The following is a 20,762-nucleotide window of genomic DNA, read 5'->3' as shown; positions in this document are numbered from 1 at the left end:
CAGCTCCTCCACTTGGCCTTGCTCAGCCAGCAGCCTAGCCAGCCACCCGGCAGCGGTCCCATCGCCGGCCTCAGCCCGCGCCCGCAGCTCCTCCACTTGGCCTTGCTCAGCCAGCAGCCTAGCCAGCCACCCGGCAGCGGTCCCATCGCCGGCCTCAGCCCGCGCCCGCAGCTCCTCCACTCGGCCTTGCTCAGCCAGCAGATCGACCAGCCGCCAGGCGGCGTACTCGTCGCCGACCTCGACCCCGGCCCGCAAGAGGCTGAGTGCCTCCTCCACCTCCCCCTGCTTGACCAGCAGATCGGCCAGCTGCCTGGCGGCGAGTTCGTCGCCAGCCTCGACCCCGGCCCGCAAGAGGCTGAGTGCCTCCTCCACCTCCCCCTGCTCAGCCAACTGCTCAGCCAGTTGCACGGCCAGCCGCACTGCGGCGGCCCCGTCGCCGGCCTCAGCCCGCGCCCGCAGCTCCTCCACTCGGCCTTGCTCAGCCAGCAGATCGACCAGCCGCCAGGCGGCGTACTCGTCGCCGACCTCGACCCCGGCCCGCAAGAGGCTGAGTGCCTCCTCCACCTCCCCCTGCTCAGCCAGCAGCTCGGCCAGCCGATCGGCGGGGAGTCTGTCGCCGGCCTCGGCGGCTTTCCGGTAGAGGGGTCCGGCGTAGCAGTACAGCAGCCGGTCCTCCGCGCGGACAGCGAGGCGAGTCTGATCGCCGGGGTCGTGCAGATGTGTCAGCACGGCCTCCCACACTTTGGCGGGAACGATGGCGGCGCGACGTTCGGTGCCGACGTGCTGCAGCAGGTAGTCGGCCACCACGTAGCCCGATGGCTGGCCCATCTCCACTGCGACCGGGGCCAGCGCGGCGGCCGCGCCGCGCAGTGGCTCGACGGCATAAGCCATAGCGTTTTCGAACCAGTTGGCCGGGGCGGTGGCGCGCTGGCGCCGGTTGCAGTAGCCGGGCGCGGCCGCGCGCAGCAGGTCGGCGCTCAGCGGAGCCTGTGCGCCGAGCCGGGTCAGGTCGATCGCAGTGGCCAGCACCGCCGCAGCGTACGCATCAGCGCCGCGCCAGCGGTCGACCAGTTGCGGCGCGGCGGCGATCACCTGTGTCAGGCCGTAGTCGGATGATTGCAGCGCCAGCCGGATGCGCGCATCGCGGTCGGCCACCTGGCGGGCCCGCTCGGTCTCGGTCAGGCTGAACCGCGGCCGCAGGTGCACCACGTCAGCCAGGTCCAGCACCTCCCGTTCTCTCTGGTGCACATCGGGCGCGCCGGGCTGGGGCGCTCTGGTGTAGGCGGCATAGCGCTCGGGCCAGACGGTGGCCACCAGCACCACCCCGGCTCGCAGCAGCGCCCGTACCGTGGCCGCGTCCAGGCCGTGCTCGGCAGAAAAGTAGCGCTGCAGCTCGTCCAGCCACACCACCGTCTTCTCCACCGGTTCGGCGGCCAGCTCGCGCACCTGCGCGGCGTCGCCGGGGTGGAGCAGCCACCACTGCGGCATCAACGCTGAGACGGCCTCATAGGCGCAGCGGGTCTTGCCCACCGAGGAGCCGCCCACCAGCACCACCAGCCCACCGCCCTGCATCGCTGCGGCCAGCCGCGCGCGGACTCCGCCGGGCTCGGTATCAGTGTCCCGCTCGATGTAGACCGGCAGCGGCCCGCTCGCGCCGTCAGTATCGATGGCCTTGTGCACCCCCAGGAGCCGGGGCTGCGCCTGGGACACCCGCACCGTCCCGGCCAGCGGCGGACATGCGGTCATCGCCCGTTCCAGCGCCGCTCGCCAGGCCGCTTTCCCGGTGGTGTCCACCCCGCAGGCGCGCAGGTACACCTCCAGCGTTTCCACCCTCGGAACCGTGACCCCGCCGAACAGATCGCTCAGCGTGCTGGCCGGCAACCGATCCGGCCGCGCCGCCCGCCCCAGCTCCGAATATGAGCGGCCCCGGCGCAGCCCATCCAGCGCAGCGGCCAGCTCGCCGGGGGTATGCACGGACTCCGGAGCGATCCTCGCGCCTGGCTCCGGCGTTACGCCGTCTGCCATCTCCACCGCCTCCGCTCCCGCCTCCGCGGCCCATCCCCGGGATCTTGCGCGCTGTTCGCCCACGCCGCCGAAGAGCGGCGAACCCCTGATCTCCGGCACCGACCGACTCGCCTGTTGGTGCTGACCAGCCTGCCCCACCCAGGTCCCGGCAGACGGCCAATCGTCCGGCTTGCTCCGCATCCGATGCCGTACGGACCCCACCCGGGCGAGCTTGGTCTGGCAAGTACGCGGCACCGGCCGGACCGCCCCGATGACCAAGCACAAAAGGAGCCGGACATGCACCACATCCTCGAAGCGATCCCCGTGATCGGGGCCCTCCTCAACCTGGCCACCGCCGCCCTTAACCTCACCGCCCACGTACGGCGGCGACGCTCCACCGACCCGAACACCCAGCCCGACGCCCACCACAGCAGCCGATAAGACGGGCGTGTGGGAGCTGGTACGGCCTGCCCCCACACCGTCCCAATAACCACCGTTATTGGGACGCTTCTCACCAGGGTCAATCCAGATGTTGCAGTGGGCGCACCAGTCACGCGCGATGGCCAGGTCGGGGAAGGTCCGGTACTGGCGCGCGGGCGGCGGCGTGCTTCTTGGCGTCCCGCGAGGGGCGCGGGCCCGCTGCGAGGCGCTCCCACAGGACGGATTCCCGCTCGCTGATCTCTGCCATGAGGTGCGGGGGCGGGAGCGACAAACTCCTCAAGGACCCCGCCTGGCAGAAGCGACTGACCGACGCCGACAAGCGAGGACTTTCGCCCCTGTTCTGGTCCAACGCCAACCTGTACGGCACGATCGACATCGACATGGGTCGCCGTCTTGACCTCGACCTGGTCGCCTGACCCTTCCCGTCGATCACGCCGATGACCGAGGCAGGACGCCCTGGCCGGGGAGCAGGTCAGCCAGGGCGGTTCGCACGGCCGCCCGGCTTACCCCATGAGCCCGTGCCAGGGCCGCGATCGAGGTGCCCTCGCCGAAGGCCGCCCGCACGTCCTCGCGCCGGTCACCGTCCAGCGCGGGCGGCCGCCCGCGGTAGCGGCCTTCGGCCTCGGCGGCGGCGATCCCCTCGACGGTGAGCTCATTCTGGATGTCACGTTGGAACTGGCCCACGGCGGTGATCACGTTGATGATGACGGCGGTGGTGGCGTCTTCGGCGGCGAGGTCGTGGAAGTTCGACAGCGGTCCGGACAGGACGCGCAGGGCGACGCCGCGGGCTTGGCACCAGTTGCGGACGGCGTGGATGTCGAGCAGGTCGCGGCAGAGCCGGAACAGCTCCGAGACCGTCAGGGTGTCGCCGGGGTGCGCCCTGGCGGCGATCTTGCCGAAGGCGGGCCGGTCGAGGGCGGGGATCTTGGAGGTCGTGGCGGGGTCCTCGAAGAGGAGGACGCCGTCGGCAGGCCGGAATCCCTCGGCGACGCCTTCGGTGCGCACGAGAAGGCCGGCCTCGGTGAGGATGTGGCGCTGCCGCAGCAGGGACTGGGTCGCGGTGGAGACGCGGGAGTAGACGATCTGCACCGGGTTCTCCTCGGGAAGGGTTGCAGCCCCGATTCTCCTGTCGGAAAATACTGTCGTCAATTCGTGTGCGGAACCGACCTCCTGACGTCACGGTTCGTCGCTCGATGTCCGGTTTTCCAGAGGATTTGCGGGTCCCAATCCGAGGGTGTCGTTAAATCTTCTAATCCCGACAGCTCTCGCGCGGCATCACCCCACGATCAATACCTACTTCGCGGCCGAGGACAGATTCGGGGGCCGACTCCGCAAGATCTTTCTCAGCCCCAACGGTTGTCCCAGGTTCAGGAACCCCCGTTGACCGGCAAAGGGGCGGCACTCGAGCCAGGCCAGTGCCGCCCGGTCGTGCACGAGGATCAAGCCTGGTCGAAGAAGGCGTACAGGTGGCGGATGCGGCCATTGTGGAAGACGGCGACATCACCACCGGTCGCTAGCGGAGTCGCTGTCCCGGCGATCCCGTACTGCCAGGTGAAGCGGGCCTGCTGGTGGTGGGCGTCGACCGGGCCGAGCAGGCTGAAGCGCAGTTCTGGTGAAGCTTGACGCTGGAGCCGCTCGAACAGTGCGTTGAGCGCGTCATGCCCCTGCACCTCGTCGTCAGGGTCGGTGTAGGCGCCGTCGGGTGTGAAGGCTTGTTCGATCAACGTACGGCGGCGGGTCGGTTCCCGTTCGTTGATCGCGTCGATCATGCGTCTGATGGTGTCCGCGTGTGTGCTGCTCACCAGGGTGTTCCTTCCGGTTCAGTGCTGTACGGTGACGACGATCTTGCCGGTCTGGCCATTGGCTTCCATGTAGCGGTGGGCCTCGGCGATGTCGTTCAGGTCGAAGGTGCGGTCGATCACCGGGGCGAGCGCACCGGTACGCAGGCCGGCGGTGATGAAGGCGCGAGCCCGGTGCATCCGGTCGGCGTCGCGCGTGACGAGATGGACCCCGTAGCCGTGGACGTTGAGAGGCCAGTTCATGGGCAGGGGCGCCGGGCGGGGGTCCAGCCAGCCGTAGACGATCAGCGCGCCGTCCTCGGCCACGTTCTGGGCGAGTGTGGTGAGCTCCGGTCCGCCCACCGAGTCGAACACAATGCGCGCGCCCTTTCCGTGGGTGATCTCCCGTACGCGTTCGGCCAGGTCGTCCCCGTCGGTCGCGATGACGTGACCGGCCCCGGCCCGCAAGAGGTGCTCAGTCTTGGCGGCGCTGCGCGTCACGGCGATCGGCACGGCCCCGATCTGGCCCGCGACCTGGAGGGCCGCCGTTCCGACGCTGCTGGAGGCGGCGGTGATGAGCACGTGATCACCAGGCTGGAGGCGGCCGACCTCCAGCAGCGCTCCGTAGGCGGTCAGGTAGGAGAGCCAGGTCGCGGCCCCGATGGGCGCGTCCATCCACTCGGGGCGCGCCAGGAGGGTGTCCGCCTTCACGATGGCACGGTCGGCGTAGACGCCGTGTTCTGACATGCCCATGCCGACCGACAGCACGCTCACCGGGTCACCCGGAACGAAGCCCTGCACTCCTGGTCCGACCGCCTCCACGACGCCCGCCGCCTCGCTGCCCAGGCGCGAGGCGGGAAGGGTGGGCTGGTAGTAGTACCCGCCCGCGCGAAACAGCGCCTCGGCCCGGTTGAGCCCGATCGCGTCGATGCGAACCCGCGCTTCGCCCTCGCCCGGCTCGGCCAGCGGCACCTCGGTGAGCCGGAGCACCTCCGGGCCGCCCAGCCGATCGAAGACCACCACGTTCGCCATGTCGTTCTCCCTAATCATGAATGCCGCACTATTTCCGTGCGGTGCACAGTTTTTGTATGCCGCACTTTAACGGAACGCTGTACGATGTCAACTGTGGGAAAGCAGACACTTGGGCGACGGGCGCGACTGCGGGCGCAGACCACCGCAGACATCAAGGCGACCGCCTTGCGGCACATGGCGGAGGGCGGACCGGACGCGATCTCGTTGCGGGCCATCGCCCGGGACCTGGAGATGAGCGGCAGCGCCGTCTACAGTTACTTCGACACCCGTGATGCCCTGATCACCGAGTTGATCAACGACGTGTACACCGCGCTCGTCGACCACGTGGAAGCCGCCCGCGACGCCCTTCCGGCCGACGACGTCGCCGGCCGGATCCTGGCATGGGCCACCGCGCTGCGCGAATGGTCGCTGGCCAATCCCCAGGGCTTCCGGTTGATCTACGGCGATCCCGTGCCCGGTTATCAGCCACCTGCCGGTGGGCCCGCGCCCGAACCCTCCAAGCAGGCATGCCTGGGCCTCACCGCGCTGGCCGCGGCGGCCTGGCCGTACGCCAAGGCCGTCCAGGACGACAACTGCACCTGGGAGGCGTTCGCTCCCGAACTGGTGGGCACCGTCCGCGAAGCCTTCCCCGACCTGCCACCCGCGGCCCTCGCCCTGGCGCTGCGGCTGTGGGGACGCATGCACGGCCTGGTCGCGCTGGAGGTCTACGGGCATCTCGGCCCGCAGGCTCGCCAGCCCGGCGACCTGTACCGCGCCGAGATGAGTGACCTGATCAGGTCACTCGCACTGCCCGACGGTGACCGAGACGATCGCCGACATCGAAGCCAGGTGTGACTTCCGGGATTGCGCGTTCCGGCCTCTCGTCGGAGCCTGGGTCTGCTTCCGAGATTACGAAGCGCCGTCCAAGCACCCCGCCCCACCCGGCTGCCGCCTCCTACGACGTGGCGCTCGGCGAGTACACCGGCGCTGGAGCGCACGCCGCTATCGGCCGAGACTCAGCTGCATCTACCCGCTTCCGGGTGCGCATGTTCCTGTCCTGGCTGGCCGATCGCGCCGCTACCTACGCCGCCGGCCCCCTTCAGCTACCTGGCGGCTGGGGACGCGTTCGGGAGCAGAGGGCCGAGAAGGACCGCAACACGCTCAAGCACAACGGCGGCCATCCCGACCAGCCCACCATCGATCTGGCCGCCATCGACACCACCACGTTCCTGGAGGCCAGCACCCCGCTGGTCTTCCAGCTGGACTACGCGGCCGTGTCGATGGCCGACGTGATCCCGCAGCCGCCGGTGCGCGACCTGGTCCGCCAGGCCGAGGCCGCCAGCGCCGACGGCAAGCAGCTGGCGGCCATGGTCGCCCTGGCGGAGGCGTTCGAGGAACTCTTCCAGACCTCGCCGCTCGATCAGGACTACGCCCGCAAGGCGGTGCTGCGCCTGGGCCCCACCATCAACCGCCCGCTGCGGGACGGGGAGATCGCGGGGGTGCTGTACCCGCCGGAAGACGGCCGCAGGAAGCGGGTGGGCGGCCGCCATCAGGAACTGGCCCAGCAGATCGCCGCCGTGACCGAGATCGTCATGGCCCTGCAGGCGGCCACCCGGCTCACGCTGATCGGCGTGGACTTCGCGGCGGCACACCGATTCGGCCTGCTCACGCCGGACATCGTCGACTTCATCAACGGCCGGCGAGAGTACCGGGCGCCGGACACCTACGCGCCCACGCCGCAGGATGTCGCCTGGTGCTGCCAGTTTCTCGTGACGGCCTCGCTCCGGCTGTCCGCCGCCGAAGCTCAGCTGCACGACCCCTATCGGGGCACGCAGATCTGGAAGAGGATCGCCACGCGGCCCTCGCCCGGCGCTGACCTGGTCTGGAGTGAAGAGTGAGCGCGCTGCTGCCGCACACCGCCGCCGCCGACTTCACACTGAGCCAGGGGACACTGCAGGCGCTGACCGACGCGGTGCCCGCCTCGACCCGGCGCGCGTACGCCGGCGACATGACAGCGTTCACCGCCTGGTGCACCGAGCGTGGCCGGACGGTGCTTCCCGGGTGCCACCGGAATACGGCGGACATGGGCCGCGTCGAGGGCCTAACCAGACAGAACCTGAGGACTGTCCCGTATCTAGTCCGACGTCTGCCCAGGTCAGCTCCCGAGAGGCGCTCCGTGCGCCAATCCGGTCCCCTGCTGAGCGAGGTTATCCACAGCCAAAACACTGGGGGAGTCGTACCCCCTGACCTGCGGCTTCGGACGGAGGCGGCCCGTTTCTGCCGTATTCCGGTGGCACCCGCTTCCGGCCACCGCCGAGACCGTCACCGAGTACGCCCGGCACCTGATCATCACTCCCACCGCGCGGCGCGGCACGCCGCGTTCGCCCTCCGGCATCGAGCGCGCGCTGGCCGCGATCCGCACCACCCACCGCTTGGCCGGCCACCCCCCGCCGGAGACCAAGGCCGCCCGCACCCTGCTTGCCGCCTACCGCGCCCGCCTGGCCCTGGCCAAGGAGCCGGCCGCGCTGCCGCGCAAGGCCGCCCCAGCCGTGCCAGACGCGCTGCGCGCCATGCTGGCCACCCGTGACCGCACCACTCTGGCCGGGCAACGCGACGCAGCCCTGTTCCTGCTGGGGTATGCCGCCGCTGCCCGCGCCGGCGAGCTGGTCGCCCTCGACCTCGCCGACGTCACCGAGACCGACGAGGGCCTGGACGTCACCGTCTACCGACCCAAGCTAAAAGTACACGCAGGTCGCCGTCCCGTACGGCAAAGTGCCCGCCACCTGCCCGGTGCGCGCCGTGCGCGCCTACCTCGCGGGCCTGGCGCAGACCGGGCGAACGTCCGGCCCGCTGTTCGTGCGCATCGCCAAGGGCGGTCACGTCGCCCGCCCGCCGGTCCGCCACGGCAGAACAATCGGCGACCCGCACGGCCGACTGACCGCCGAGACCGTGACCGATATCGTCCGCACCGCGGCCCGGGCGGCCGGGCTGACCGGCGCGTGGACCGGTCACTCGCTGCGCCGGGGGTTCGCCACCGCCGCCCGCCGCGCGGGCGCCGACCTGGAGCGCATCGGCCGGCACGGCGGCTGGGCCGACGGCTCCGCCGCCCTGCTCGGCTACCTGGAGGACGCCGACCGCTGGACCGACAACCCGGTCACCGGCCTGTGACGGCACGCTCTGTACGGCGCCAGTGGCAACCCCCGGGCGGTTCAGCGGGCGGGCGGAAGGGCCAGCGGCGCGTTGGGGCACGCGGCGGCCTGCTCGGTGAGGGCGGTCTTCTCGCGTTCGTCGATGGCCAGCCCCCAGTGGCGCTTGATCGCAATCCACTCGCCGATGTAGCGGCAGCGCACGGCCGCGATCGGCAGCCAGTCCGCGGGGTCCTTGTCGGCCTTTTGCCGGTTGGAACGTGCCGTGACGGCCACCAGGTGCTCGGGGTGGTCCAGGTAGTTGGCGTAGTCCTGGCGCTTCTTGGCGTCCCAGGCTGAGGCGCCCGAATCCCACGCCTCGGCCAGCGGCACCATGTGGTCGACGTCGAGCTTGGACGCGTTGTCGACGATGGTGTCGTCGTAGTAGCTGTACCAGATCCCGCCGCTCAGCTTGCATTGCGCGCCTTGGGCGGGCTTGTCGATCGCCTCGGCAATGAGCACCTCGTTGCGGGCCGAGCAGCCGTCGCCGTCGCCGTCGACCCAGTGCCTGAAGCTGGTCCGCTTGTATCCGGTACGGCCTTCGGCAGTGACGGGCAGGTCGGCCACGGCCTGCCGGAGCAGGGGCGGCGGCGCGGCCGGCGCGCGATGAGCGGTGGCAGGCGGCGCCGCCACGGCGATGGGGATGAGGCTGCCGGCGACAAGAGCCGCGCAGCGCAGGGGGAGAAGCATGGTCCTCCAGCTCAACGACATCACTATGAGTGGATATCAGTCACTCACAGTGATAGCAGTGGCCGGCATGTGCCGCAGTAGCAGGATGGTGATGATCGCCTACCTGGCGCGGCCATCGGTCGAGGCGCGCGATGTGCCTGCCGCGCTGCAAGCCGCCGTCCGTCGAGCGCCGACCCGCTGACCGACGCGCGCGACCGCGACTTCCCCGTACGCGGCTACAAGACCCGCCTGAGGACGGTGGCCAGGCGCAAGGCCAACACCGTCGCCGCCATAGAGGCCCTCCCGCGGCTGGTCGAGCTCTATCCCTTGCGCTGGTGGCTACGGCTTGTTCCGCAGGCTATGGCTGGCGTGCAGGGCCGTGAGGATGGCCTGCTGCACGCTGTGATGGACGGTCAGCACGGGTGCGGCACCGGTGGCGTTCAGGACGCGGGCGGGCGATTCCTGCAGGGCGGCCAGATGCAGGTCGCCGCCGTGCCTGCGGACCAGGGCCCGGACGTTGAGCAGCACGCGCAGGCCCGCCTGGCCCACGAACGGCACCTCGCTCAGGTCGAGCACCACGTGGTCGCCGGGCCGGCGGCGGGCGCGGGCGACGAAGGCATCGAGTTGGTCGGCGTTGGCGGCTTCCAGGTCGCCGGCCACCGAGATCACGGTGACGCCGGGCATGTGCTGGCAGGCGAACGTGGGCGGGCTCATCGCGGCTCCCCGGCAGCGTGTGGACCTTCTGGCGGGATGGGAACGATCGACGGCGGCCACGAGGTCAGTCCTGAACACGCGTCAGGAACGCCATGACGGCCACGGCGAGGCCGACGAAGCCGGCGAAGCCGGCCGCTCCGGCCAGCACGGCCAGCGGCGCGGGGGTGCCGCCGAGCCAGGCCAGGCCGCCGCCGGCGAAGGCGACGATGAGACCGGCGGTGATGATCACGGCCACCCATAGTCCCCGGGTGTTGTTCATGGCGTTCCTCACGGCGTTGTGAAGGGGTCACGGTCATCGGGCGCGCCGACCTGTAACGCAATGCAGGAAGGCACGGCGGCGATGACTTTGCCCGCTCCGGGCGTGCCGTCACCAGCGGTTCAAACAGGGCCGAACGATGTCGATGCGGTACGCCAGACGCGGTGCGAACGGGAACGAACCCGGTCGGCCTTGAGCCGGAAGCGAGAGGTGTTCGGCTTCGTTCGGCTTCCTTCGACGCTCGTCGAGAACCACCTGGACCTGCCGTGCCGGCACGGCCTGCCTTTCTGCAGGCCATGCCGAACAACCTCGAATGGGTGATCGGCGCGCGGCTTGCCCCGTATCGGTGGCAACATGACTGCCGTCACGATTCGTAGATCCCCCTAATCACGGCGTGACGCCCCCCATCAGAGATCACGAATCGACCAAAAGCGATGACGCAACAGCAAAGCGCCTCACATCGCGCTTTCATCCACCAGCTCAATGAGTTGAGGGACCAGGCCGGCAAGCCGCCCCTGTCCCAGCTGCGCAAGTTGTCTCGCAAACCGCTGCCCAACGGCAGGGAGGGGCGCGAGCTCGCCGCCAGCACCACCCAGGAGGTCCTCAGCGGCAAACGGCGTCGTCTGCCGCCGTGGAGCTGGGTGGCCTCCTACGTCGCGGCCTGCCATGAGGCGGCCCGGGACGGGAGCTTGGACCTCGGCCCCATGGACATGGAGATCTGGAGGACCCGCTTGCTCCACGCCCGGCATGGTGACCGGCCGGTCACCGCCTCGGACGATCGAGCCGCCGTCCTTCCTGCCTTAGCCGGCCCCGCCACGATGTTGTCTGCCGATCGGCTGACCGCCGAGGAGATCACCCAGTGCTACCTCGACGTCCACGGCCGTATCGCCGCTCGTCTGACCCGCATGGCCCTGAACGGCGACGCTGAGGCCTGCTTTCACCTGGCGCTGTTCACCCTGCTGCGCGGCTGGGGCCACGACGGCATGGGCTGGCTCCGCCGGGCCGTCGACGCCGGCCACGAAGCCGCGCGAGCACTGCAGGACGCCGACGACCTGCGCCTGCAGGCCGCTGACGTCGCCTACCAGCACGGCTGCGCCCTGGAGGCGGGCGGCGCCACCAGAGCCAGCATCGCCCGCTGCTTCTACCAGCTCGCCGCCGAAACCGGTCACCCCGAGGCAATCGCGAAGATCACCGGAATGACCGCACCGCCTCCAGAACCGCCGGGCACCTCCCCGGCTGCCTCCGCCTCCGACATCGCCTTCACCGACCACCTGCCGTCAGCGCTGGACGACGCCTGCGCCGAGCACTTGTCCTGCCGGCTCGGCTTGCCGTGGCAGCAGGCACCGCACGTGATCGAGCCGATTCCGGGACAGGTGAGCCCCGCCAGTACCCCGCCCGCTTCCAGCGCGCTGGTGCACCATCCCATCGCTGCACGGGCTCGGTACGGGCCGGCCTGGCAGTCCATGGTGGACCTTGCCGGAGCCATCAGAACGGCGCAAGCGGCAAAACCACAAGCCGGGGAGGAAAAGGAGACCGGCGCCGCGTCCGACGACGCCACCAGCTCTGGCGAGGACGCTCCGGCCTTACTCCTGGAGATCGAGCAACCCCCCTTCCCCATCTGGCCAGACGATCCGCTCCTTCACACAAGGGGGGACGACTGTCCACGGTAGGCCGCCCGGCCGACACCATGCCCTGGCGCGAGGGTGTGGGGGTTGAAAGGCGGTCCGCGAAGGCCTCGCCCGCAGGCGAGCTCATGCCAAGAGGTCCGCTTCACCTGAGATGACGGCTGTAGGCGGTCGCGGGGCTTTCATGCAGGGGGTACCAGGACGACGTGCCGTGGACGGAGCGGCTGGACTCGTCCTGATCCCACCCCGTCACCGGACGGCCAATCAACTCCTCGACCCGCGCGAGCACGTCCCAGGTGACGCCAGCGTCGCGGGCGGCGGCGATCAGGGCGGGCTCGACATCGGCCAGCCAGTCCCGCAAGCTGGCCAGCAGGGTCAGGGCGGCCAGGGCCTCATCGCCGGAGGGGCGGGGGCTGTCGGTGAAGCGGTACGGGCTGGTCAGGTTGCGACGCCAGCGGCCCCGAGCTGGCGCGTGGAGGCGGGCGCGGACGGGTGGCAGATGCTGCGCCTGGCGAGGACCCAAGGCGGGACAGGTCTTAGGTGAATCTACAAAGTACAGGCGCGCACAGTGTCGATTGGATCTTCCGCAGTGGGCCAAGTGCGGGACCGTTGTGGTGGGCGCTTCCTGCATCGATGTCCAAGGAACAGAATGGATGTCCGATATGAGAGGGCGGGGAGCGGTTGCCGCAGGAGGTTGACCCTCTTGAAGGTGTGAAGCCCGGCGGCCTGTACTTTGTAGATCGCAGATGGTCATTCGCCTCGCTCCAACGCCGCCCGGCGGCGTGCCCGAAGCAGCGCTCCCGGCACCCGCGATTCCCGTGCGGCCGTCCATGACGCGCGTGCCGCCGCCAGCCGCTCCCGGAGCCCAGCCCGCGCCTGCGGGGGCATCGAGGGGGTACAGGCTGCCGCCACCTGCTGGGGCTTCGGCGGGTCCGGTTGCGCGACCGCCTGCTCCAGTCGCTCCCGCCAGCCACCCCCCGTATCCGCCCGCGCCTCCTGGTGGGCGCGGGCGGCAGCCTGCGACGGCAAGGGCGCTACTAGAGCGCCGTCTGGGCCGATCCAGGCCGCCACTCGCGCCTCTAGCCGCCGGCGCAGCCGCACCAGAGCTGACCAGCTGCGGCGCTCGCCCAACCCCGTCGCCGGACTCGCCCACTGGCCCTGCACCGGATGCACGTTGAGCACGTGGATGAAGTCCCCTAGCGTCGCCCCGAGCTGGAACAACGGCCGTCCGATCCGGCCCAGATCCCGCGCCGACAACCCCCGCACCGTCACATGCTCGGCCCGCACCCGCTCACCCGCCCAAATGCGCTCCCCCCGCGTTGATGGACAAGCGGTCAGCGGAAACGGCGCCAGCGTTTGGATGAGGCGCCTCGCGATAGGGACAGGTTCCGAGGAAAGATCAGCCAGTGAAAACCGGAGCGTCCGAGTTTGATTAACACCCTGCTCGACCTGCGGAAACTTAGGCCGTGAGATCCGCGTCTCGCACGGCCACGGCACCTCCTCCCATGCCGGGTTGGCCACGATGGACGCCTGCGTCCCCCGCCGCGGCCGCTCCACATAACAGGAGCCGTCCTCCACGCCGAGTTCCTCCGCCCAGAACTCCCCGTACAGCGCCTCCAGCACCGCCACCGGGCAGATCAACGCGTACTCCGCTGCGATGTTGCCCAGCCCGTCATCCCACCGGCCCCACCCGGTGCCTTCCCGCGTCTCCACCGTCGACCCCGTCTGCACCACCGCGATCAGGCCGTGTTCGCGTCGCCACTGCAGCCGATCTGCCAGCGTCGAGCGGGACACGCCGGCATCACCCGCCAGCGACTTCCACGTCATACCGTGCCGGGTCTGCATCCATGGCTCGGTGTTGCGCACCAGCGCCTCGCCCACCCGCTGATAGTTGCGCATCCAGTCGCGGCGATGCCAGCTCGTGCCCACCACGTAGGCATCGCACTCCAGCCACACGATCTTGCTGGGTGCGAGGACATGCCCATCAGGGATGACAGGCACCAGAAACGGTGAGGCGTCCTGCGACACGCCCTCTGTTTCAGGGCGCACTTCACAGAACGCTTGGCGAGTGCTTATCGTGACTCCAAGCGCGAAACAGGGCGCAATGAACAGAGCTGATCGCCATGGCATGCGACACCGGGGGCGAAACAGCAGGTCCTGCGCGATATGTGATTAGGAGGGGGCCCCGCTTCGGCGGGGCTCTACTCATGCCAAGGGCAACTCCTCAAGACAGTCGGGCGCCAGGCCGCAGGGCACGGCCGGCGAGCCAAGGAGGGGCGGGTACTCCCCGAACAGACGGAAATGACCTGCGCACCGGACATGGCACGGCGAGCCGTCACCGACGTCTCGCGCCGCTCGGCTACCGCCCGGCGCGTCGGTTCTCACGGCCGGGATCCAACGGTGCGACACGCCGGTGAAAGCTGACCAAAGCCGCCCGCAGCGGCGCATTTGGAGTGCCGTTTTGGACATTCCTGTCCCGACACGCCCCGTCATGCCGCCGGGCATGTTGGCATGATCTCTCGTCCGCCGGTTATCATGGCGGAGCCTCCTCGATCCAGTGGAGGGGTAACAAAGCCCGCGTGCGGCCATCCAGGCCGACGCGGTTACAGCCGGACGATTCTCCTTGTCGCTCAGCTCACGAGGCCGCCAAACCATTTGCGAGCCGAACGACGTAGTGGATCGCTCGTCATTCGAGAACGCCCCGCGCTGCGGGGCTTTCTTGCGTTCTGGGAGATCTCCTTCGTAGGGGCGCGCCTGCCCGATGGCTAGGCAGCCACCTTGGTGCTGCTGGGTGTGTCGTCGTGATCGAGCGGGAGTTGCTTCTGCTCGCTGGGCACCGGTCTGTGATCGAGGGCTTGAGCAACCAGGCGCTCGATCGTGCGTGCCAGTGGCAAGCCCCACTCGGTTTCGAGAGCCTTCACCTTGTTGTACAGCTCGGCGTCGGTCCACGACAGCGGGTGTTTGGCGACCACTGTCTTCGGTGGTCCGGGTCTGCTTCCGCTCATGGTCGCTAATGATGGCGCAAGCACGATCCCGGGATCCATGTTCGCCGAGGCGTGTCGCGTAACAACTTTCCGTATTTCTGATCATGGCCTGTCCTGCAGTCGCAACTCCGGTACCGCGAAGCAGGCAAGCAGGCACACATGCCGCATCTGTGTCGTGCCCGCGTGTTGACCGGCAGGCTTTCGGCACGGCCGTCACGTCCCCACCATGACCGCAGCCGTATGAGCTTTCCTGAACCCTTTCAGCGCAAAAGCATCCTCGTGCGGCAAGGAGAAGGCAGGCGAGGCTGGCAGAGAAAGCAGCGTGCGGCACTCAGACCACGCCCAGCGTGGTAGCGGAGGCTTCGATGCCATCGTCGCTCTCCAACTCGGCGAGCCACTTTTCGGCGGCCTGGGCCTGCTGGTGCGCATCGGTCACCACGGCGGTCAGCTCGGCGCGCAGCCCTTCCAGCAAGGCGCCGGCCTGGACGGCGTAGTGGGCGATGTGGTCGGCCGGGCAGGTGCGGGCCAGCGTCATCAGCTCGGCGGCGTCGGCGTGCGGCAGGTACTCCAGCAACTCGCCGATCGCCGCGGCCTCGGAGATCTCGCCCACGGCCCGGGTCACGCGGGGCAAGCAGGCACTGCACAGGTCGCCTAGTAGCAGCGGGTCGGGCGTCCAGGCACAGCCGCCGGCGCAGGCGGCCTCATCGGTGCAGCCGCACATCCGGCACCACGGCCCCCGGTCGGGGTCGGCCAGCGCCTCAGAGATCTCCGCGATGACCTTCTGCACCTCGGGGTCGTAGCAGAGTTCGCGCAGCGCCTGCAGGACCAGGTCGGTGGCCAGTTCGTGCGGCCGCCGACCGGTGATCCGGCACAGCGCCTCGAAGATGCGGATCTGAGCCTCGCCCAGCACCCGCGTCTGCGTGCGGGTCCAGGGCATGCCGGTGCGCGCGTCGATCTGGCGTGTCAGCTGCAGGTCGGAACACGCCCCCGGGCTGGGCGTCATGCTGTCGGTGGAGCGGGTGTCGATGCTGGCCGCGGTGATGGTCGAGGTGGTGATGGTCATGGTCATCTCCCTGGAAGGGGCTGGACTGCACGGGGGTGCTCGGTAGGCAGATCAGTGGGCGGAGAGCTCGCTTGAGCGCTGTTGGCCAGGGGGAACTCATCCCAGGTGCGGCCGTCCAGAAGTCGGCCTCCGGCTTTCGGGGTTGGCCCACCGACCTGCTTGAAAAAGAAGGCGATGTGAAGGTCGATACAGCGGTCCCGGATGTCCCTCACCCAGGCCAGGTCCAGCGGCCGGTGCTGCGGACCGCTCTCCCCGCCGGCGATGACCCAGTCGATTCCCGACAGGTCCAGTGATGGCACGGGGCCCAGCAGCGGCTCCAGCGAGAGGAACCTGATCGTGGCCGGGGTCGCACGGAGCGCATCGGCACGCCAGCAGTAGTTGTCGGACTCGATCGAGGTGCCGACCCACACGTTCGGCAGCGGCCACGGTGGCACCCACAGCGGCCCGTCGGCCGTGTGTTCCGTGCTCCACCGTGTGCCGGCACCCGAGTCACCCGCAAGGCGCTGGCCGCCCAGGTCCAGCTGCCAGCGCCGCCAGAACCGGCTGGCGATCAGGTCGGTGGCCTGCTCGGCGACCTCACGCTGGAAGCGTGGATCGCCCAGCACGGCCGCCAGCCGCTTGGGGCGTTTGGTGAGCACCTGGAACTGGTGCCGGCCCGTGAGCGCCATGACCGCCCAGATGCGGGCCTGCGCCGCCCTGCCGACGCGCGCGTGCCCGAGGTCGCTCATGGAGTTGACGAACACCTTGCGAGGCGTGCGCCAGCGCAGCGGCTCGAGCATCGCCGCCTGGTGAACCGTGACGCCGAACCCGGGACCGCTGGTGCGCGGGTCACCGTCCTGCTGGTACTTCGCTGATCCCATGGCCTTGAGGCGCTTGGCCAGGGTGAGCGCGTAGCAGTGATCACAGCCCGGGGAGATGCGGTCGCAGCCGGTCGTCGGGTTCCACGTGGCCTGGGTCCATTCGATGCGAGAGGCCGTACTCACAAGGGGCTCCTGGCGGTCGTCGGGGCACGGGACGGCTCAACCGGGTGGGCGCCGACCTGTCCTTGCTCGTGGCAATCGAGACAGACGCCGTAGCGTTTAGGCAGGCAGTAGTCCTTCTCGATGCCGCACTGCGGGCACAGGCGGCGGGCGCGCAAGGCCTTGGCGATCGCCTCCAGCTGGGCCGGGCTGGGCTTCCGCTTGGGCTTGGCCAGCGCCCGGTCATACAGGTAGGCGACACCGACGTTGCCCGCCACGCCAGCGGCGCGGCCGCCGTTCGTGGTGGTGCGCCACATGACCTGCGCGCACACCGGCTGCCCGCCCGGCCGCAGCCCGTCGGCGGCCAGCTGGCGTTTCGTGGCCAGGCCGGGCGGGGCCATCTGCCACGGGTAGGTGGGCAGGCCGCCGTGCCGGGACCCGGACGGGTCCCAGAACGGCAGCCTGGCCTTGCTCACGACGAACGCTCCGCAGTGCTCGCCGTCTCCGGCATGGGATGGCACTGCGGGCAGCGCGTCAGCCAGCCGCGCTCGTCCACCGACTGGCGGGCTACGGCCAGGCAGTGCCCGCACCACGGCGGCCGCCCGTCCACGGGCGCCAGCGCGGCCAGCAGCGCTGTCAGCAGGTCCGTCAGCGGGAGCTCACCTCCGGGCTCGGTGAGCCGGGCGGTGAGCGCCTGCGGACTCCAGCCGGCAGCCAGCAGGTCCATGACGGGGTCGTAGTGGTCGTAACGGTCCTCGTGACCGCTGGTGACGGCCTTGAGAATCGCGCCGGCGCGATCGATCAGCGCTCCGCCCCGCAGCGTGGTCCACAGCCCGTCCGGCGTGCCGGTGGCCTTGAGAGTCTGGCTGGTCTGCCGCCAGTCGACGCCAAGTGCGCCGAGCCGGTCGGCTGCCATCAGGGCCTGCCAGGGCGAGGTGTAGTCGTGCCGGCCCTGGATCGCCTCGCCCTGCCAATGCACGACCAGCCAGCGCGGCCCGTCCTCGCCGTGCTCGGGGTCGCGGCTGCGCACCAGCAGGCCAGGCTCGCGCGTGGTGTAGGCGGTCGTGGTGACGACCTGGTCCTGGTCATAGCTCTCGTAGGCGTACGGGAGCGGGGTGAGCACGACAGCGTCGGCCAACGCATCGACGGTCTGCGAGGGCTTCATGCGCTCCTCCCCAGCAGGGTCAGCGGCAGGGCGGTCGCCATCGCCAGCAGCGCGCCCAGCAGCAGATGCACCGCCAGGCGCAGCCACCGGTACTTGCGGGCGGTCAGCTTGGAGGCCTGCAACAGTTCCTCGCCCAGCTGCTGGCTGACGCCGCTCGCGTCGCAGGCGAGCCCGGCGATGAGCTCGCCTACGTCGACGGCGGCGGCGTGCCGGATGAAGCCGTAGCCGGCCCCGGCGCGGCCGCGCGGACGCCGTGTGGGCAGGGCGGGGCGGATCACGCCCAGCAGCGTGGCCACCGCGGTGGCCAGCAGCACGGCGGCGGTGATGACCGCCGCCAGCGCGGCCAGCGGCAGGCGGGTGATGCTCGCGGCCGCGGCCAGGATGGCCAGAGCGGTCCCGGCCCAGCCGATCAGCGCGGTGGCTTTGGCGTCGACGCGGGCCAACTCGGCGCGTACGACCTCTAGTTCGCGCAGCAGCCGGGCCGGCGCACCGGGAAAGGCGACCTCGTCGGTACTGGAGTTGGGGCGGGTGGCGGTCACCGTCCACCCCCTGCGCCGAGCTCGGCGTACCGGGTGATCTGGGCGGTCAGCATGGCCACGACGGCCAGCTCAGCGAAGGAGACGGCCAGCACCGCCGGGGTGTGCGGGCCCAGCGCCCACACCAGCACCAGGGCGGCCAGCGGCGGCAGACAGAACGCGGCGAGGTTCACCGCCAGCTGCAGCCGCCGGCGCGACGCACGCCGGCGATCGGGGCTGCGGTGCTCGGTCTCCCACTCGAACATGTCGATGTCGGTGGCGTCGTCAACCAGGCCGTACAGGCGCGGACCCAGCCGCTCGCGCACGTACACGCCGATCGACGTGATCATGTGGTCGTTGTGCGTGTGCGTCCAGCCGAGCACCAGCCCGGCCAGGGGCAGCACCAGCAGCAGCTCCAGCCGCTGCGCGGTGGCGGTGACGGCGGCGATCGCGGCGGCCGCGGTGAGCATCGCGTACAGCAGGTTGTCGCGGAACCCGATGCGGGAGCGTTGTTCGGCCTTGAGCGTCTCGTACTCGCTCAGCAGCACGGCGACGGCCAGCTCGGTGGCCAGCTCAGGAGCTCGCTCGACGGATCGCTCGGTGGCCGCGACGGCGCTGTTGACGGGGTGCGTCATGATGGGAATCAGCCCTTTCCGGTTCTGTTCGGATCGAGTGGGGTCTGCGGGCGCGCCCGCCGCGGTGGTCTTGGCGGATTGGCCGCGGTGATGCGCGCCCGTCTGGGGGAGGCTTATCTGGGCCAGTCGCGCAGGATCCGCCGCATCGCGGCCAGCTCCTCATCGACCAGCGCCAGGAGGTCCTCGGCGGCTTGCAGCCGCATCCGTTCGGTGTGAACGGCATCCCGCTCGATGGCGAGAAGTTGCTGCTCGACGGTGATGGAATTGGTCATGGGGTGCGCCTGTTCTCGGCGCGCAGGGTCGCGACGGTCGCCGCGACCGTGACCAGCGTGATGGTGGCCATCGCGCCGGTGACCGCGAGCAGGACCTCTCCGCGAGAGGGCTTCACGAGGCGGTATCGCGAGGTTCGTGCCGATGCTGGTGGCGACATGGTTCTTTGCTCCTTCGGCGGGTGGGCGGGTGGCGCTGGTCATCGGGTCAGACGGCGCCCGTCATGGCGCCGTACAGGGCGGCCGCGCGCATCAGGAAGGCGGCCGGGTCGTCGTCCGGGTCGCGGGTGTCGTCGTTGATCCACTGCTGGTTGCCGGCGCGGCGGCGCAGCGTCAGGTCCTTGCTGTCGGTGGCGGCCGCCAGCCACTCGAAGATCGGCTCGGCGTTGGCGATGACGCTCAGCGGGTTGTGCCGATCGGTGGTGAAGGCGCTGGCCCAGACCAGGGCGTCGGCGCGGGCGTGCGCGCTGGTGTGTTCACCGATCGGCGCCATCGGGAAGCTCTTCATGCGCTCCTCCGGGCGGCGAGCTGGGCGTAGACCAGTCCGGTCAGCGCCGCGTGAAACACGTCTCCGTCAGCGGCGGCGGTGGTGGCCGCGCCCCCGTCGTGGGCTGCGGCCGTCTTGGCGGCTTCCTGCAGGAGGTTGACGGCGTGCTGCTCGCAGCCGGGCAGCAGCGTGTACATCAGGGCCAGCAGGGTCTGGGCCAGCGCCGTCTCGGCCGGGTCGCTCTGGCCGCCGCGATGGTTGCGGCGCAGCAGGTCGCCGGCGGCGGCCAGGTGCTGGCGGCCGCGCTTGCCCAGCAGCTCGGCGCTGGCGCCGAGCAGGCCGTGGATGACGGCGCGGTCCACGGGGTGGGTCAGCAGCGTGCTGCCGTGCCGGGCCACCTGCCGGGAGGCCACGCCCACGAAGTGCCAGGCGTCGCCGGCGGTGGGCGGCGATTCGATGAGGGTCTGGGTCATGCGGTTCTACTCCTGGTGGGATCGGGCACGGGCGTCGCCCGTACGGGTGAGCGTGAGCGGGAGCGGGGCCGGGCTGGCGCTAGCAGTGGGTCTGGTCGAGGCCTGCTGCAGGTGGGCGATCACCCGGTCGTAGAGCGCCGCGGTGCGCGGGTCGCCGATCGCGGTCATGACCTCGTGGCCAGCCCACACCATGGCGGGCGCGCCGACCTCGTACGGCTGCAGGCCGGTGAGGTCCGGCGCGAACTGATACAGCAGCGGATCGGCGGTGCGGTCGCGGATGCCGAGGAAACACAGCAGCCAGCGACGGCGGAGCCAGACGGCGTACCCGGACGCCGCCGCCAGCGCCCAGAACGCCTCTTCGGCGAGGTCGCCGCCGGCATGGCGGCCCCGGATCACGCTGCCGTCCTGGTGCACGAGGAACTGGCGTCCGGTCGCGGCGTCGCGGTAGGGCAGCACCTCGAAGACGCGAGCAGCGTCATGGTGTCTGCTGGCCACTGGGCTGTCCTCCTCGGTTCGCGGTGAGCTGGGG

Annotated in this window: 25 protein-coding genes and 1 pseudogene; 6 read left to right on the top strand and 20 right to left on the bottom strand. The window is 70.3% G+C overall.

Features of this window, described 5'->3' with window-relative positions; all coding sequences use genetic code 11:
• Window positions 1–2,031: pseudogene (locus AB0C27_RS53945) on the bottom strand (hypothetical protein); the annotation flags it as partial.
• Window positions 2,032–2,301: 270 nt separating this feature from the next.
• On the opposite strand from AB0C27_RS53945, the gene AB0C27_RS53940 reads away from it, so the two are divergent.
• Window positions 2,302–2,445: a hypothetical protein gene (locus AB0C27_RS53940; RefSeq protein ID WP_357862689.1), complete on the top strand. Its 144-nt coding sequence runs from the start codon at window positions 2,302–2,304 to the stop codon at window positions 2,443–2,445.
• A gap of 245 nt (window positions 2,446–2,690) precedes the next feature.
• Window positions 2,691–2,861: a hypothetical protein gene (locus AB0C27_RS53935; protein ID WP_357862687.1), complete on the top strand. Its 171-nt coding sequence runs from the start codon at window positions 2,691–2,693 to the stop codon at window positions 2,859–2,861.
• A 13-nt stretch (window positions 2,862–2,874) separates the two neighbouring features.
• Here AB0C27_RS53935 and AB0C27_RS53930 read toward each other — a convergent pair whose 3' ends face one another.
• From AB0C27_RS53930 to AB0C27_RS53920, 3 genes are all read right to left on the bottom strand, one after another.
• Window positions 2,875–3,534, bottom strand: a complete 660-nt coding sequence (locus tag AB0C27_RS53930; RefSeq protein WP_357862685.1) for a recombinase family protein — start codon at window positions 3,532–3,534, stop codon at window positions 2,875–2,877.
• 350 nt (window positions 3,535–3,884) lie between these two features.
• Window positions 3,885–4,214 (bottom strand): nuclear transport factor 2 family protein, encoded by a 330-nt coding sequence (locus AB0C27_RS53925; protein WP_357862683.1) that lies wholly within the window; start codon window positions 4,212–4,214, stop codon window positions 3,885–3,887.
• 51 nt (window positions 4,215–4,265) lie between these two features.
• Window positions 4,266–5,255, bottom strand: coding sequence for a zinc-dependent alcohol dehydrogenase family protein (locus tag AB0C27_RS53920; protein ID WP_357862681.1), 990 nt, complete (start codon window positions 5,253–5,255; stop codon window positions 4,266–4,268).
• Window positions 5,256–5,348: 93 nt separating this feature from the next.
• Between AB0C27_RS53920 and AB0C27_RS53915 the strand changes: the two genes are divergently transcribed.
• The 3 genes from AB0C27_RS53915 to AB0C27_RS53905 all read left to right on the top strand — a co-directional run bounded on the left by AB0C27_RS53915 (window position 5,349) and on the right by AB0C27_RS53905 (window position 8,402).
• The gene (locus tag AB0C27_RS53915) at window positions 5,349–6,089 is read left to right on the top strand and encodes a TetR/AcrR family transcriptional regulator (RefSeq protein WP_357862679.1); all 741 of its coding nucleotides are present in this window, start codon (window positions 5,349–5,351) and stop codon (window positions 6,087–6,089) included.
• Between the two features lie 185 nt (window positions 6,090–6,274).
• Window positions 6,275–7,132, top strand: coding sequence for a hypothetical protein (locus AB0C27_RS53910; protein ID WP_357862677.1), 858 nt, complete (start codon window positions 6,275–6,277; stop codon window positions 7,130–7,132).
• Window positions 7,133–8,006: 874 nt separating this feature from the next.
• A complete protein-coding gene (locus AB0C27_RS53905) occupies window positions 8,007–8,402 on the top strand; it encodes a tyrosine-type recombinase/integrase (protein ID WP_357862675.1) in 396 nt (131 codons plus the stop codon).
• Window positions 8,403–8,443: 41 nt separating this feature from the next.
• Here the strand turns inward: AB0C27_RS53905 and AB0C27_RS53900 are convergent, their stop codons facing one another.
• The 3 genes from AB0C27_RS53900 to AB0C27_RS53890 all read right to left on the bottom strand — a co-directional run bounded on the left by AB0C27_RS53900 (window position 8,444) and on the right by AB0C27_RS53890 (window position 10,061).
• Complete coding sequence (locus AB0C27_RS53900; protein WP_357862673.1) at window positions 8,444–9,109, bottom strand: HNH endonuclease family protein; 666 nt, start codon at window positions 9,107–9,109, stop codon at window positions 8,444–8,446.
• Window positions 9,110–9,427: 318 nt separating this feature from the next.
• A complete protein-coding gene (locus tag AB0C27_RS53895) occupies window positions 9,428–9,802 on the bottom strand; it encodes an STAS domain-containing protein (protein WP_357862671.1) in 375 nt (124 codons plus the stop codon).
• 64 nt (window positions 9,803–9,866) lie between these two features.
• A complete protein-coding gene (locus AB0C27_RS53890) occupies window positions 9,867–10,061 on the bottom strand; it encodes a hypothetical protein (RefSeq protein WP_357862669.1) in 195 nt (64 codons plus the stop codon).
• Between the two features lie 431 nt (window positions 10,062–10,492).
• Here AB0C27_RS53890 and AB0C27_RS53885 point away from each other — a divergent pair, with 431 nt between their 5' ends.
• On the top strand, window positions 10,493–11,728 hold the full coding sequence (locus AB0C27_RS53885; protein ID WP_357862667.1) for a hypothetical protein: 1,236 nt from the start codon (window positions 10,493–10,495) through the stop codon (window positions 11,726–11,728).
• Between the two features lie 100 nt (window positions 11,729–11,828).
• Here the strand turns inward: AB0C27_RS53885 and AB0C27_RS53880 are convergent, their stop codons facing one another.
• The 13 genes from AB0C27_RS53880 to AB0C27_RS53820 form a co-directional block, all read right to left on the bottom strand.
• A complete protein-coding gene (locus AB0C27_RS53880; protein WP_357862665.1) occupies window positions 11,829–12,206 on the bottom strand; it encodes a hypothetical protein in 378 nt (125 codons plus the stop codon).
• A 227-nt stretch (window positions 12,207–12,433) separates the two neighbouring features.
• Window positions 12,434–13,711: a hypothetical protein gene (locus AB0C27_RS53875; RefSeq protein ID WP_357862663.1), complete on the bottom strand. Its 1,278-nt coding sequence runs from the start codon at window positions 13,709–13,711 to the stop codon at window positions 12,434–12,436.
• A gap of 737 nt (window positions 13,712–14,448) precedes the next feature.
• On the bottom strand, window positions 14,449–14,688 hold the full coding sequence (locus AB0C27_RS53870) for a hypothetical protein (RefSeq protein ID WP_357862661.1): 240 nt from the start codon (window positions 14,686–14,688) through the stop codon (window positions 14,449–14,451).
• A 310-nt stretch (window positions 14,689–14,998) separates the two neighbouring features.
• Window positions 14,999–15,730, bottom strand: a complete 732-nt coding sequence (locus tag AB0C27_RS53865) for a hypothetical protein (protein WP_357862659.1) — start codon at window positions 15,728–15,730, stop codon at window positions 14,999–15,001.
• Between the two features lie 2 nt (window positions 15,731–15,732).
• Window positions 15,733–16,713: a phage Gp37/Gp68 family protein gene (locus tag AB0C27_RS53860; protein WP_357862657.1), complete on the bottom strand. Its 981-nt coding sequence runs from the start codon at window positions 16,711–16,713 to the stop codon at window positions 15,733–15,735.
• Window positions 16,710–17,165, bottom strand: coding sequence for an RRQRL motif-containing zinc-binding protein (locus AB0C27_RS53855; protein ID WP_357862656.1), 456 nt, complete (start codon window positions 17,163–17,165; stop codon window positions 16,710–16,712). The genes AB0C27_RS53860 and AB0C27_RS53855 overlap by 4 nt, the downstream gene beginning before the upstream one ends.
• A complete protein-coding gene (locus AB0C27_RS53850) occupies window positions 17,162–17,854 on the bottom strand; it encodes a hypothetical protein (RefSeq protein WP_357862654.1) in 693 nt (230 codons plus the stop codon). Before AB0C27_RS53850 ends, AB0C27_RS53855 begins: the two co-directional genes overlap by 4 nt.
• The gene (locus AB0C27_RS53845; protein ID WP_357862652.1) at window positions 17,851–18,393 is read right to left on the bottom strand and encodes a Pycsar system effector family protein; all 543 of its coding nucleotides are present in this window, start codon (window positions 18,391–18,393) and stop codon (window positions 17,851–17,853) included. Before AB0C27_RS53845 ends, AB0C27_RS53850 begins: the two co-directional genes overlap by 4 nt.
• Window positions 18,390–19,004, bottom strand: coding sequence for a hypothetical protein (locus AB0C27_RS53840; protein WP_357862650.1), 615 nt, complete (start codon window positions 19,002–19,004; stop codon window positions 18,390–18,392). Before AB0C27_RS53840 ends, AB0C27_RS53845 begins: the two co-directional genes overlap by 4 nt.
• Window positions 19,005–19,117: 113 nt before the next feature.
• Window positions 19,118–19,276 carry a hypothetical protein gene (locus tag AB0C27_RS53835; protein WP_357862648.1) on the bottom strand — a complete coding sequence of 53 codons (159 nt, stop codon included), beginning with the start codon at window positions 19,274–19,276 and terminating at the stop codon, window positions 19,118–19,120.
• Between the two features lie 205 nt (window positions 19,277–19,481).
• Entirely contained in the window at window positions 19,482–19,781 is a 300-nt protein-coding gene (locus AB0C27_RS53830) for a hypothetical protein (RefSeq protein ID WP_357862646.1), read from the bottom strand.
• The gene (locus AB0C27_RS53825) at window positions 19,778–20,233 is read right to left on the bottom strand and encodes a hypothetical protein (protein WP_357862644.1); all 456 of its coding nucleotides are present in this window, start codon (window positions 20,231–20,233) and stop codon (window positions 19,778–19,780) included. Before AB0C27_RS53825 ends, AB0C27_RS53830 begins: the two co-directional genes overlap by 4 nt.
• Before the next feature lie 6 nt (window positions 20,234–20,239).
• Window positions 20,240–20,728 (bottom strand): hypothetical protein, encoded by a 489-nt coding sequence (locus AB0C27_RS53820; RefSeq protein ID WP_357862642.1) that lies wholly within the window; start codon window positions 20,726–20,728, stop codon window positions 20,240–20,242.
• Window positions 20,729–20,762 lie beyond the last annotated feature (34 nt).

The sequence above is a fragment of the Nonomuraea sp. NPDC048882 genome (assembly GCF_040649755.1).
Classification (GTDB): Bacteria; Actinomycetota; Actinomycetes; order Streptosporangiales; family Streptosporangiaceae; genus Nonomuraea; species Nonomuraea maheshkhaliensis.
Note: the sequence above shows the minus strand (reverse complement) of the source record. Positions and strands in the feature narration are given on the sequence as shown.